General features: G+C 70.1%; 11 protein-coding genes. 6 read left to right on the top strand and 5 right to left on the bottom strand.

The window, feature by feature from the left end; translation table 11 throughout:
- Nucleotides 1-205: 205 nt before the first annotated feature.
- Nucleotides 206-1,432: an alpha/beta fold hydrolase gene (locus tag ACWGKQ_RS27425; protein WP_453294617.1), complete on the top strand. Its 1,227-nt coding sequence runs from the start codon at nt 206-208 to the stop codon at nt 1,430-1,432.
- 7 nt (nt 1,433-1,439) lie between these two features.
- Here the strand turns inward: ACWGKQ_RS27425 and ACWGKQ_RS27420 are convergent, their stop codons facing one another.
- Nucleotides 1,440-2,576 carry a glycerate kinase gene (locus ACWGKQ_RS27420; RefSeq protein WP_453294623.1) on the bottom strand — a complete coding sequence of 379 codons (1,137 nt, stop codon included), beginning with the start codon at nt 2,574-2,576 and terminating at the stop codon, nt 1,440-1,442.
- A 156-nt stretch (nt 2,577-2,732) separates the two neighbouring features.
- On the opposite strand from ACWGKQ_RS27420, the gene ACWGKQ_RS27415 reads away from it, so the two are divergent.
- The gene (locus ACWGKQ_RS27415) at nt 2,733-3,827 is read left to right on the top strand and encodes an ADP-ribosylglycohydrolase family protein (protein WP_453294616.1); all 1,095 of its coding nucleotides are present in this window, start codon (nt 2,733-2,735) and stop codon (nt 3,825-3,827) included.
- The gene (locus ACWGKQ_RS27410) at nt 3,824-4,318 is read left to right on the top strand and encodes an NUDIX domain-containing protein (RefSeq protein ID WP_453294615.1); all 495 of its coding nucleotides are present in this window, start codon (nt 3,824-3,826) and stop codon (nt 4,316-4,318) included. Before ACWGKQ_RS27415 ends, ACWGKQ_RS27410 begins: the two co-directional genes overlap by 4 nt.
- 197 nt (nt 4,319-4,515) lie before the next feature.
- Here ACWGKQ_RS27410 and ACWGKQ_RS27405 read toward each other — a convergent pair whose 3' ends face one another.
- Nucleotides 4,516-5,139 carry a hypothetical protein gene (locus ACWGKQ_RS27405; protein WP_453294614.1) on the bottom strand — a complete coding sequence of 208 codons (624 nt, stop codon included), beginning with the start codon at nt 5,137-5,139 and terminating at the stop codon, nt 4,516-4,518.
- A 665-nt stretch (nt 5,140-5,804) separates the two neighbouring features.
- On the opposite strand from ACWGKQ_RS27405, the gene ACWGKQ_RS27400 reads away from it, so the two are divergent.
- Nucleotides 5,805-6,542: an SIR2 family NAD-dependent protein deacylase gene (locus tag ACWGKQ_RS27400; RefSeq protein ID WP_453294613.1), complete on the top strand. Its 738-nt coding sequence runs from the start codon at nt 5,805-5,807 to the stop codon at nt 6,540-6,542.
- Here ACWGKQ_RS27400 and ACWGKQ_RS27395 read toward each other — a convergent pair.
- Nucleotides 6,539-6,733 carry a hypothetical protein gene (locus tag ACWGKQ_RS27395; protein WP_453294612.1) on the bottom strand — a complete coding sequence of 65 codons (195 nt, stop codon included), beginning with the start codon at nt 6,731-6,733 and terminating at the stop codon, nt 6,539-6,541. The two genes, ACWGKQ_RS27400 and ACWGKQ_RS27395, sit on opposite strands and share 4 nt — an antisense overlap.
- Nucleotides 6,734-7,342: 609 nt before the next feature.
- Between ACWGKQ_RS27395 and ACWGKQ_RS27390 the strand changes: the two genes are divergently transcribed.
- A complete protein-coding gene (locus tag ACWGKQ_RS27390) occupies nt 7,343-8,131 on the top strand; it encodes an SAM-dependent methyltransferase (RefSeq protein ID WP_453294611.1) in 789 nt (262 codons plus the stop codon).
- 144 nt (nt 8,132-8,275) lie between these two features.
- Nucleotides 8,276-8,923, top strand: a complete 648-nt coding sequence (locus ACWGKQ_RS27385; RefSeq protein WP_453294610.1) for a TetR/AcrR family transcriptional regulator — start codon at nt 8,276-8,278, stop codon at nt 8,921-8,923.
- Here ACWGKQ_RS27385 and ACWGKQ_RS27380 read toward each other — a convergent pair.
- Nucleotides 8,920-9,729 (bottom strand): class II aldolase/adducin family protein, encoded by an 810-nt coding sequence (locus ACWGKQ_RS27380; protein WP_453294609.1) that lies wholly within the window; start codon nt 9,727-9,729, stop codon nt 8,920-8,922. The two genes, ACWGKQ_RS27385 and ACWGKQ_RS27380, sit on opposite strands and share 4 nt — an antisense overlap.
- A gap of 124 nt (nt 9,730-9,853) precedes the next feature.
- Nucleotides 9,854-11,395 carry an aldehyde dehydrogenase family protein gene (locus ACWGKQ_RS27375; protein WP_453294608.1) on the bottom strand — a complete coding sequence of 514 codons (1,542 nt, stop codon included), beginning with the start codon at nt 11,393-11,395 and terminating at the stop codon, nt 9,854-9,856.
- Nucleotides 11,396-11,434 lie beyond the last annotated feature (39 nt).

Genomic DNA, 11,434 nt, shown 5'->3' with positions numbered 1-11,434 from the left:
GGCCCGAGCCTCTCAGGCTCGGGCCACACCCGTTTCGGGTTCAAGGGCATACGGCGTTGGCCTTTGACCGGTCAACCACCCTTGCACAGGGCCGAGTTGCGTGGGACGAGTCAGGGGAGGACGGTGGAATTGGGCTTTATTTTACGGGGATTTGTCCCCATTCGGGGATGGGGATCACCCCCCTCTTACGGATCGGAGGACAGCCATGCCCGCAACCACTCCCAAGGACTACTCGGTCCCGCACGTCTCGAAGCTTCCGGCGAACGAGGGCGACACCGTGAACCTCTTCGTCCGGGAGTACGACGGCACCCAGGGCAACCAGCCGCACGAGGTGGTGCTGATGCTGCACGGCCGGAGCGTGCCGGTTCTCGCCGGGTACGACCTCACGGTTCCCGGGTCCGCCATCGACTACAACTGGGCACAGGACCTGGCCAAGCACCACTACGACGTCTTCCTGATGGACCTGCAGGGCAACGGGCGCTCGCCCCGCCCGAAGATGGACGAGCCCCGCAACGCCAACCCCGCACAGCGCAGCGTTCTGTCGCCCAATCCGCTGCCGACCCCGTACACCGGCCTGCCCCTGTACCCGCACCAGCTGGGCAACACGGAGAGCGAATGCGCGGAGCTGGCCACCGTGGTCGACTTCATCAGGTCACTGCCCGGCAGGGACAAGCCCTTGGACTTCATCGGCTGGTCCGCCGCGGCACCGTCCATGGGTCCGTACACCCTCCAGCACCCCGAGGACGTCAAGAGCCTGTTCCTGCTCGCCCCCATCTTCCCGCCCGAGGGACGGTGGTCGCACGACCTCGCGAACCCCTTCGCCCTTCCGGCGGAGACCCAGCTGCCGGTCTCCGACCCGCCCACCCTGTACGGCTTCCCCCTGTTCGTCAGCGACAAGAAGGGCTTCGTGGACGCGTGGAACCGCGAGCAGGGCACCCCGCCGCAACGCGAGCCCGGCATGGAGGACACGGCGTGGGCCGCCATGATGGCGAACGACCCCGTCGGCAGCACATGGGGCCAGAAGCTGCCATCCGGCGCGCACGAGGGCATCCACCGGTTCCGGAACTCCTACTTCTGGGGCTGGACCAACGAGACGGTGCCCTACCAGGACGCGCTGGGCAACTACATCCTCGGTGACCGGGTTCCCGTCGCCATCGTCTACGGAGATCTCGACAAGACGGCCAACACCGCGCCGAACGTGCCCCTTCCCCCGCCTCTGCACTTCTCCGTGCCGGCCCTCTACAAGGCCATCGGCGGGCCCGAAAAGCTGATGTTCGAGCTGGAGGGTGCGGGACACTCCGTGGTCTGGGAGCGGCCCGCCGAGATCGTGCACGACATCGCGTTCCAGTGGCTCCACAACAAGCACAAGGTGTGGGGCCTCACGAGTGGCAGCTACTACCGTGACTCGACGGGCGTCCTGACGCCGATCTAGGCCGCCCTCAGCAGAGAAAGTCCCGCGCGATCTGCTCGGCGACCCGCTCCAGGATCGGTCCGGCGTCCGCGATGCACCGCACCACGTCCGGTTCCACCGCGGTCAGCGGGTAGGCACGGCGGATGCCCGCCCGGCCGAGGGCCTGCGGCTGCAGGGCGAGGCGGCCGCACACGGCCACGACCTCCTTGTCGGCGGCGCGCGCCGCGGCCGCCACGCCGGCCGGCGCCTTGCCGTGCAGGGTCTGCTCGTCCAGCGACCCCTCGCCCGTGATCACCAGCGTCGCCCGCTCCAGCGCGGGCGCGAAGCCCAGGACGTCGAGCATGACCTCGATACCGGGCCGGAAGCGGGCGCCGAGCAGCAGGGCGCCGTATCCGATGCCCCCGGCGGCTCCCGCCCCCGGCGCGGCCGCGTACTCGACGGCGCGCGGGCCGGCCTCGGCCTCCAGCACCTTCGCGAAGTGGCCCAGTGCCTCGTCCAGGGCCGCCACGTCGTCCGGCGAGGCCCCCTTCTGCGGGCCGTACACGGCGGGCGCGCCCTTCGGGCCGGTGAGCGGGTTGTCGACGTCACTGGCGAGGATCAGGTCGACGTCGGACAGACGAGGGTCAAGTCCCGACAGGTCCACCCGGGCCAGCTCGGCGAGGCCGCCGCCGCCCGGCGGTACCGGTTCGCCGTCCTCGTCCAGGAACCGCGCCCCGAGCGCCGACAGCATCCCGGCGCCGCCGTCGGTGGTGGCGCTCCCCCCGACTCCGAAGACGATCGTGCGCGCACCCGCGTCCAGCGCGGCCCGCAGCAGCTCTCCGGAGCCGTACGTGGAGGCCGTCAGGGGCGCGAAGACACCGCGGGGCAGCCGCTGGAGGCCGCTGGCCTCGGCCATCTCCACGACCGCGGTGTCGCCGCGCAGCGCGAACGCGGCGGTGACCTCCTGCCCCAGCGGCCCGGCGACCTCCCGCTCGTGCCGTTCGAATCCGGCGGCGACGGCCGCGGCCACCGTGCCGTCCCCGCCGTCCGCGACGGGCAGCGCCTCGACGTCGAGGCCGGGCACGACCCGCCGGAGCCCCGCCGTGACCCGCTCGGCGACCTGCACGGCCGTCAGCGAGCCCTTGAACTTGTCCGCGGCGATGAGCACGCGCTGTGTCACCTGTATCCCCTTGCTCTCCGGGCCTCGCGCACGTCAAGGCCAGTCGCGCCGCTGTGACCTTAACCGGAGGACACCCTCGCCGTCATGCCCGGCCCGAAGCCTGGGAAGGGACTGGCAACCACCTGGGAAGGCAAGGCGCCGGAAATCGGGTAGACCAATGCCATGAGCAGTCCGGGACAAGAGTTCTCCGACCGTGTGCTCGGTGGCTGGCTCGGCCGGATCGCGGGCAACATGCTCGGCAAACCGGTCGAGCGGGGCGACCTGTGGACCCGTGAGCGCATCGACGGGTATCTGCGGCGGGCCGATGCCCTGCCGCTCACCGACTACCTCCCCGAGCCCGCCGACGAGGGCGACGCCGCAGCCCTGCGCCCCGAGTGGCGCCAGTGCGTACGCGGGCGGATCCACGGCAGCTGCCGCGACGACGACGTCGACTACGCGATCCTCGGCCTGCACCTCCTGGAGACCCACGGCTTCGGCTTCAGTACCGAGCAGGTCGGCGAGCTGTGGCTGCAGCGGCTGCCGTACCTCCAGACGTTCACGGCGGAGCGGGCGGCCTACCGCAACCTCGTCAACGGGCTGAAACCGCCGCTCACCGCCACCTACGACAACCCCTGCCAGGAGTGGATCGGCGCCCTGATCCGCGCCGACGTCTTCGGCTGGACCAGCCCGGGAGACCCGCACCGGGCCGCCGCCCTGGCCCGCCGCGACGCCGTGCTCTCGCATTCCGGGAACGGGGTGTACGGCGCGATGTGGGCAGCCGCGCTGGTCTCGGCGGCGTTCACCGCGCCGACGGTCCGGCAGACGGTCGACACCGCGCTGACCGTCGTACCGGCGAGCTGCCGCCTGGCCCGGACCGTGCGCCGGGTCGTCTCCCTGTACGAAACCGGGCTGAGCTGGGACGACACCCTGGCCACCGTTTCCGCCGAGACCTCCGGCCTCGGCTGGATCCACGTCGTCCCGAACGTGGCGGTCCTCACCGCGGGGCTCCTCCACGGCGACGGCGACTTCACCCGCACGATCGCCCTCACCGTGCGCGGCGGCCTGGACACCGACTCCAACGGGGCGACGGCGGGTTCGGTGGCCGGGGTGCTGACCGGAGCGACGGCCGTCCCGGACCGGTGGAAGGCCCCTCTCGAGGACACGGTCCGCAGCGCCGTCCTCGGCTTCGACGGGGCCCGCATCAGCGACCTCGCGGAGCGCACCGTGCGCCTCGCCCGGGCCGGCACGGAGTCCGCACTGGCTACGCTTTCCGGGTGACCACGACTGACGCCTACGCCGCGTACATCGCGAGCCTCCCCCGGATCCTCGCCGGGGCCGCCGCGCTCATCCGGGACGCCGAGGGACGGGTACTGCTCGTCGAGCCCAACTACCGGGAGGGCTGGGCGCTGCCGGGCGGTACCGTCGAGTCCGACGACGGGGAGACCCCGCGCCAGGGCGCCCGCCGGGAGACCCTGGAGGAGATCGGCCTGGACCGCGAGATGGGCCGGCTGCTCGCGGTGGACTGGGTGCACGGCACGGGCCGACCGCCGATCGTCGCCTACCTGTACGACGGCGGTGTCGTCTCCGACGCCGACCTGAAGGCGATCCGCCTCCAGGAGGAGGAACTGCTGTCCTGGCGGCTGGTCCCGCACTCGGAACTGCCCGCGCACCTGCCGGGCCCACTGGGCCGACGCGTCCTGGCCGCCCTGGACGTACTGACCGAGGGCTCGGGCACCGCCGAGCTGGAGAACGGCGACCGGGTGGGCTGAGCGCCCCCGGTATCCACTCGCCGCCCACAGCCGGCCACCCCTACCCTCGAACACGGACTGTGGCGGCGGGATCCCGAGGCCGAACCGACGCCGTACGACGACCGGGCCGACGAGATCGTCCGGGAGCCCTTCGGCCCTCTGAGCGAACTCGAAGGTGTGCTGCGAACCGCGGCGCGTACGTCATCCCCCCGAAGAGGTCAGGCGAGCTTCTTCAGCTGCGCGTCGACGATGTCCTGAGGGACGGTCGGGGGCTGGATGGGGTTGAGGGACAGGAAGGTGGCGATGGTGGAGTCCTGGCGGACGACCAGGACGGTCAAGGGGATGCTGGGTCCGTTGCCGCCGTCGACGACGGCCTGGGTGGCGTCGAAAGCAAGGGTCTCGTCGCCGTAGCCGGAAACGGACCGGGACCGGGTACCGGAATACCCCAGCCCAGCATCGGGGTGAGCAGCGGACGGGCGTATCTCGGCGGTGCCGCACTTCGCAAGCGCTGCACGCAGTTCGGTCATCACCGTGCGGGCATCGGCAAGGGTGTAGGACGTCAGGCCGACACTCGCGTGCTGCCCGAGATCATCGGAGGCGGACACGACGTCCTGGCTGACCTGGGCCGTGAAGTCGTGCAGGCTGCCCAGCTGTGCGGCCGCGTAGACGGGTCGGCAAGGTGCGGGCGTGACGGCACGGTAGGCCGTGAGTACGTCGTGGTCCACCGGGCTGCCCTTGCCCGTGACGGTGTGGACGGTATAACCGGGTACGTCGTGCACGGTCAGCGCCAGGCGGTCGAGGCCCTGCTGGTCAAGCCCCTTCCCGGTCGCCGAGACGGGCAATCCGGATGCCTGCTGCGGCGCCGAGCTCGCAGGCGAGGCGGACCCGGCAGTCGCAGACTTCTTACGTGCTCCGGCATCGTCCCCGCTGTCCGCACCGCACGCGCCGGTCAGCGCCAGAACCGACACCGCACCCGCCGCCGCGACGACCCGTCTGCCGAACGCAGAAGCATTCATCATTCGCCCACCCCCCGTGCCCCGACTGGGAGCACCCGCGTAAGAGGCCCCGGCGTGCGCCGGGGCCGAAGTTCACGGGGAGCCTAACGGGCCGGGCGAAGTGTTCTTCGCCTGGCCCGATGGGAGATGCGGTACCCGGCAGTGCCGTTGACTGACGCGCAGTGGACACGGGGCGAGCCGTTACTCCCGTACCGGACGCCGATGCGGGGTGGTCCCTGGAGGGATTCACACGGAAGTGATCGCGACCGCCTTCTAGTTGCAGACCGGAACGGATGTGGGCCGTCGACGGCGCCCGGGAGCGCGTGTGCACCGCGCTGATGGCCCAGGCCGACGCCTGGGTGTCTGTCTGCCCGGAGCGCAACGAGCCTCACCTGTGGGACTCGAAGGATCAGCGAGGCGTAACGGGATTCGGTCGGAGCGGTGTGCTGGGGGCACAACAGCACCCTGATATCAGTTCGCCTTCGTCCAGGCAGGCGTCCTACCCTCGGCCCATGAACAAGCCTCTCGTCGCCATCCTGAGTGGCGCAGGCATCTCCACCGATTCCGGGATCCCGGATTACCGCGGTCCCAACGGACTGTGGCGGAAGGATCCCGAAGCCGAGAAGCTCGTGACGTACGAGTACTACATGGGCGATCCGGAGATCCGGCGGCGGTCCTGGCAGATGCGGCGGAAGAACCGGACGCTGGCGGCCGAGCCGAACGCGGCGCACCTCGCCGTCGCCGAGTTGGAGAAGTCGGGGACACCCGTACGGGTGATCACGCAGAACGTGGACGGGCTGCACCAGCTCGCCGGGATGCCCGCCCGCAAGGTGCTCGAACTGCACGGCTCGGCGCGGAGTGTGGTGTGCACGAAGTGCCATGCCCGAGGGCTGATGACGGACGCGATCGCCCGCGTCGAGGCCGGCGAGGAGGACCCGCCGTGCCTCGAGTGCGGCGGCATCCTCAAGTCGGCCACCGTCATGTTCGGCGAACGGCTCGACCCCGTCGTCCTCGGCGAGGCCCTCGCCATCAGCAAGGCGTGCACCGTGTTCATCGCCGTCGGCAGCAGCCTCCAGGTACAGCCGGCCGCCGGCCTCGCGGGGGTGGCCGCCGACCACGGCGCACGGCTGATCATCGTCAACGCCGAGCCGACACCGTACGACGATCGGGCCGACGAGATCATCCGCGAACCGATCGGCACCGCGCTGCCCCAGCTGATGCAAGGGCTGGGCTCGGAGAACCACTCCTAGGCCCTGGCAGGGCCCGCCGGCATCAGGTCCTCCGGAAGAGCCACCCTGTCGCCGGCAGCGATCATGGCATGCCTGGCCGGCACTTCGGCGACCGTGGTGTCCATGACCTGAGCACCCGCACGGACGCCGCAAGCTCCCATGAAGAGCCGGTCGGTGTGCACCTGGCGCAGGTTGTCCTCTGCCATGAGCATGAGTTCGACGTTCTCGGTCCCCGCCGTACTCCCCCCTCCGCTTGGCCCGGAGCAATCGTCAAGAGTTGTGGATCAGTAGTGTCAGGGAGTGTCAGGGAGTGCTCCGGCGGTAGGTCCACATCTCGGCCATCTGACCGTCGAGGAGTCGGATCAGCCAGATGAGATGGCTGTCGATCGTGCCTGGGCGACTTTCATGGCCGACGCCGCCGACCACGGACAGCAGATCGTCGGCGCCTGGGAGGGGGCCGCCTGCGTGTCCATCGTGTTCTCCTTGCGCCTGACGGGGACAACATGCGAGACGAACCGTAAGGATCACGCGGCTCGCGTGTCTGTCCGTTCGGCCGGGACACCGTTCTCGAACCGGGCGCGAGCGGACCAGGGCAACCGCCAACCCGGCTACGACCCGCGCCGCAACGCGGGCCCACTCGGGCCGACCCGAAGGTCCTGAGCAATGCTCCCGCCGCGCGACCGGTTGCTCGACATCGAGCGACAACTCCGCGTGAGGGCTGGGCCAATGGCACAATCGCAGTGCCCTCTACTGCCTCATCCACGGCGCACGAAGCGACCTCGGTGAGTCGGTCAGCGATCTAGTACACGCCGGAGTCATGCATGACCGCATTGCCCTCCTCCGAGGGTCGTATCGACACGAGCAGGCCCCACCCGGCACGCGTCTACGACTGGCTGCTGGGCGGCAAGGACAACTACCCGGTCGATGAGGAGGTGGCGGCGAAGCTGCCACCGGAAGCGCGTCTCAACGCCATGCGCAACAGGGCGTTCATGCACCGCGCGGCGGCCTGGCTGGCCGGCAACGGCATCGACCAGTTCCTCGACATCGGTACGGGCATCCCGACCCGGCCGAACCTGCATCAGATCGTGCAGGGCATAGTGCCGTCGGCGCGGATCGCCTACGCCGACAACGACCCCATCGTGCTGCGGCACGCGGAGGCCCTGCTCATCAGCAGCCCCGAGGGAAGCACCGACTACATCGAGGCCGACGTACGACAGCCGGGCATCATCCTCGACCACGCCCGTACGTTCCTGGACTTCACCAGGCCCGTCGCGCTGTCGATGATCGCGCTGATGCACTTCATCACCGACGACGAAAACCCCTACGGGCTTACCCGGACGCTTCTCGACGCGCTGCCCTCGGGCAGTTACTTCATGTTCTCCCACGGCACCACGGATGAGCACCCGCACCTCGCCAAGTCGGTGACCACGACCTACCGCAAGGGCGAGATCCCCCTGCGTATGCGTACCCGGGCCGAGGTCGAGCCGTTCTTCGAGGGCCTGGAACTGGTGGATCCAGGGCTGGTCACAGCGACCAGGTGGTACCGGGATTCACCGGCTCCCGCCCAGGAACCGAGCGGCTTCTACGTCGGCGTCGCCCGCGTGCCGTAAGGATCTCCAGCACAAGCCGGTTGGGAGTACCGCCGGCCCACGCACCCCCGCCCGGTCCGCCAACTTGCTCGTTCCGCGACCCCGCCGACGGCTCTGGCCTGTCGGCGTCGGATATTGGTCAACCGTCCAAGACGCTGCGATAGCATGAGGGGCACACGCATCCCGTTGTCGAAGCAGAAGGCGAGCCTGATGTCCCGGATGGCAGCGAAGGACCGGCGCGAGGAACTGATCGCGGCGGGGTTTCGGGTGATGATCCGTGATGGAGTCGCGAAAGCGACCACGCGTGCCATCGTCAACGAGGCGAAAATGCCGCTGGGCGTCTTCCACTACTGCTTCAGCTCGCGCGAGGAGCTGCTCCAGGAAGTCCTCACCCGGTTCACCGACACCACGGTGGCCACCGCACGGAAGACGTTCGAGGGGGAGGGCGACCTCGGAGCGCGCATCACCAGGAGCCTGAGCGCCTTCTGGGGCACGGTCGAGCTCAGCCCCGGCGAGCACCAGGTCAGCTACGAACTCACGCACTACGCCCTGCGCCAGGCCGGGCTCGAGGACCTGGCCCGGCGCCAGTACCAGCACTATCGCGAAGTCCACCAGGAGCTCCTGGAGGAGGCCGCCGAGGCCGCGGACATCGAGTGGACCGTTCCCGTTCCGGTGCTGGCCCGCTACCTCAACGCGGTGCTCGACGGCGTCACTCTGAGCTGGCTGGTCGACCACGACAGCGAGCACAGCCGCGAGGTCCTGCGCCTGGCCGGCGAACACCTCCTGACGCTCGCCCGCCCGCGCGCGGCCTAGTCGAACAGGCCCGGCTGTTCCTCGGTGATCTGGTCCCAGAGCGGGCGGAACTGGAACCAGCCCGGCAGCGGACCGGAGATCTGGTCGCGGACCGTCCGCGCCGTCTCGGGGTCGATGAGCGTGGGCTCTCCCGCGGCCATCGCCAGCAGCTGGGCCTGGCAGGACCGTTCCATGGTGATGAAGTACCAGGCCGCCTCGGCGACGGAGGCGCCGACCGTGAGCAGTCCGTGGTTCCGCAGTACGACGGCCTTGCCGTCACCGAGGGCCACGCCGATGCGCCGGCCCTCCTCGGTGTCGTTCACCACGCCCCGGTAGTCCGCGTAGACGCCGTGGTCCTCGTAGAAGGCACAGGCGTCCTGGGTGATCGGGGCCAGCGGGACGCCGAGGCTGGAGAAGGCCTTGCCGTGCACGGAGTGGGTGTGTGCCGCGGCGACCACGTCCGGCCTGGCCCGGTGCACCTCGGAGTGGATGCAGAACGCGGCGTTGTTGACCGGACGCCTGCCCTCCAGGAGCGTGCCGTCGTGGTCGACGAGGATCAGGTCGGAGACGCGGATCCGGCTGAACGACATACCGAAGGGGTTGACCCAGAACGCCGACGGGTTCTCGGGGTCCCGGGCCGTGATGTGGCCGGCCACCCCCTCGGAGAAGCCGAAGCGGGCGAACAGGCGGAAGGCGGCGGCGAGTTCCTGCTTGCGTACCTCCCGCTCCTGCTCGAAGCTCAGGTTCTGCTGGGGCAGCGGCAGGGAGACGCCCTCGGGCAGGGTGGCGACGGAGGCGTGCTGGGGTGCCTCGGGTGCGGTGGTCATGGTCGTCCGGCCTCTCGTGAACTGGGGATGCAGTGAACTGGGGCAGGTGAACTTCGGTATGTGAACTTCTGTATGTGAAGTGCGGTGCGTGAAGTGCGGTGCGTGAACTGCGCTACGTGAACCGCTACTTGGCGCGGCCGCGCAGCCCGGTGCCGTACATGACGTCCACCAGGCGGAGCAGGAACCGGTAGGCCGAGGGCTCGTACGGGATCATGTGCATGTCCCGGCGCATCGGGAACCGGTTCGCGCTGATGGCCTGGAGCCGGGTGTACTTGAGGAATCCCTCGGCGCCGTGCCGGACGCCGAGCCCCGACTCCTTCCAGCCGCCCATCGGGAGCCCCAGGGCCATGTAGTTGGTCTGGGCGTCGTTGATGGTGACGCATCCGGCCTCGAACCGTTCGGCGAGGCGGCGGGCGCGTTTCATGTCCGACCCGACGATCGAGGCCTGGAGGCCGTATGTGCTGTCGTTGACGAGGCGGAGTGCTTCCTCTGCGTCGGCGACCTTCATCACCGGGAGCGTGGGGCCGAAGGTCTCCTCCCGCATGCACTTCATGCTGTGGTCGACGTCGACGAGCAGCGTGGGTTCGAAGAACCGGCCGGGTCCTTCGCAGGCCCGCCCGCCGACGAGGACACGGGCACCCTTGCGCACGGCGTCCTCGACATGGTCCTCGATGAGCGCCAGTTGGGGCGGGAAGGTGACGGCGCCCACGTCGACGCTGCCGAGCCCGGCCGGCCGGCCCGAGGTGACCTGCTGGAACCGTTCCCGCAGCAGGGCGAGATACGCGTCGTACACCGGCGCCTCGACGTAGACCCGCTCCACCGAGGTGCACATCTGCCCGCCGTTGGACAGGGCCCCCTGGATCGTGACGTTGACGGCCCGCTCCAGGGCGGCGTCGGACAGGACGACCAGGGCGTCCTTGCCGCCGAGCTCCAGCGAGCAGGGGATGAGGCGCTCGCCCGCCCGGGCCGCGACCTGGCGGCCGGTCCTGGTCGACCCGGTGAACATCACGAAGTCCACGGTGTCCACGACCGCGCGCCCGGTGGCCCCCGCGCCGGTGACGACCTGGAACACACCCTCGGGCCAGCCGCACTCGCGGGCCATCCGCTCCATGAGCAGCGCGGTGAGCGGGGTCTGTTCGGAGGGCTTCAGGACGACCGCGTTGCCCGCGGCGAGGGCGGGGACGGCGTCGCCGAAGGAGTTGAGCAACGGGTTGTTCCAGGGGCCGATGACTCCGACGACGCCGCGCGGCACCCTGCGCGTGTACATGCTGCGGCCCAGGACGAAGGGCGAGAGGGAGCGGACCCTCGTCGGAGCGAGCAGACCGCGGGCCCGCTTCGCCCAGTGGGCGAAGGCGGCGGCGCAGTAGACGATCTCGACGATCGCGTCCTCCCGCGCCTTGCCGTTCTCCTCGACGATGCGGTCGGCGACCTCCTCCCGGTGGGCCAGCAGCCAGCGGCGGCCCCGCGCGAAGAACTCGGCGCGCGCCCGGGTGTCCAGCCCGGCCCACTCCCGCTGCGCCCGCCGGGCGCGCTCCACCGCCCGCGCCACCTCTTCCGCGGAGGTGTCGGGCACCTCGCCGACCACCGCTCCGGTGGCGGGGTCGTCCACCGCGATGCGTGCGCCCGTCGGGGGGCCTGCTGCCACGAGGGATTGGTTCTGGGTCACGAAAACTCCCCACCGGAACGTTGACTTCGGTTCGCCCAG

The organism is Streptomyces sp. NPDC054770, assembly GCF_053611985.1.
Note: the sequence above shows the minus strand (reverse complement) of the source record. Positions and strands in the feature narration are given on the sequence as shown.

Excerpts from the sequence above, each read along its gene's own strand:
- ACWGKQ_RS27390 (WP_453294611.1), top strand. The coding sequence starts at position 7,343 with ATGACCGCATTGCCCTCCTCCGAGGGTCGTATCGACACGAGCAGGCCC.
- ACWGKQ_RS27380 (WP_453294609.1), bottom strand. The coding sequence starts at position 9,729 with ATGACCACCGCACCCGAGGCACCCCAGCACGCCTCCGTCGCCACCCTG.
- ACWGKQ_RS27415 (WP_453294616.1), top strand. The coding sequence starts at position 2,733 with ATGAGCAGTCCGGGACAAGAGTTCTCCGACCGTGTGCTCGGTGGCTGG.
- ACWGKQ_RS27400 (WP_453294613.1), top strand. The coding sequence starts at position 5,805 with ATGAACAAGCCTCTCGTCGCCATCCTGAGTGGCGCAGGCATCTCCACC.
- ACWGKQ_RS27395 (WP_453294612.1), bottom strand. The coding sequence starts at position 6,733 with ATGCTCATGGCAGAGGACAACCTGCGCCAGGTGCACACCGACCGGCTC.
- ACWGKQ_RS27385 (WP_453294610.1), top strand. The coding sequence starts at position 8,276 with ATGAGGGGCACACGCATCCCGTTGTCGAAGCAGAAGGCGAGCCTGATG.
- ACWGKQ_RS27425 (WP_453294617.1), top strand. The coding sequence starts at position 206 with ATGCCCGCAACCACTCCCAAGGACTACTCGGTCCCGCACGTCTCGAAG.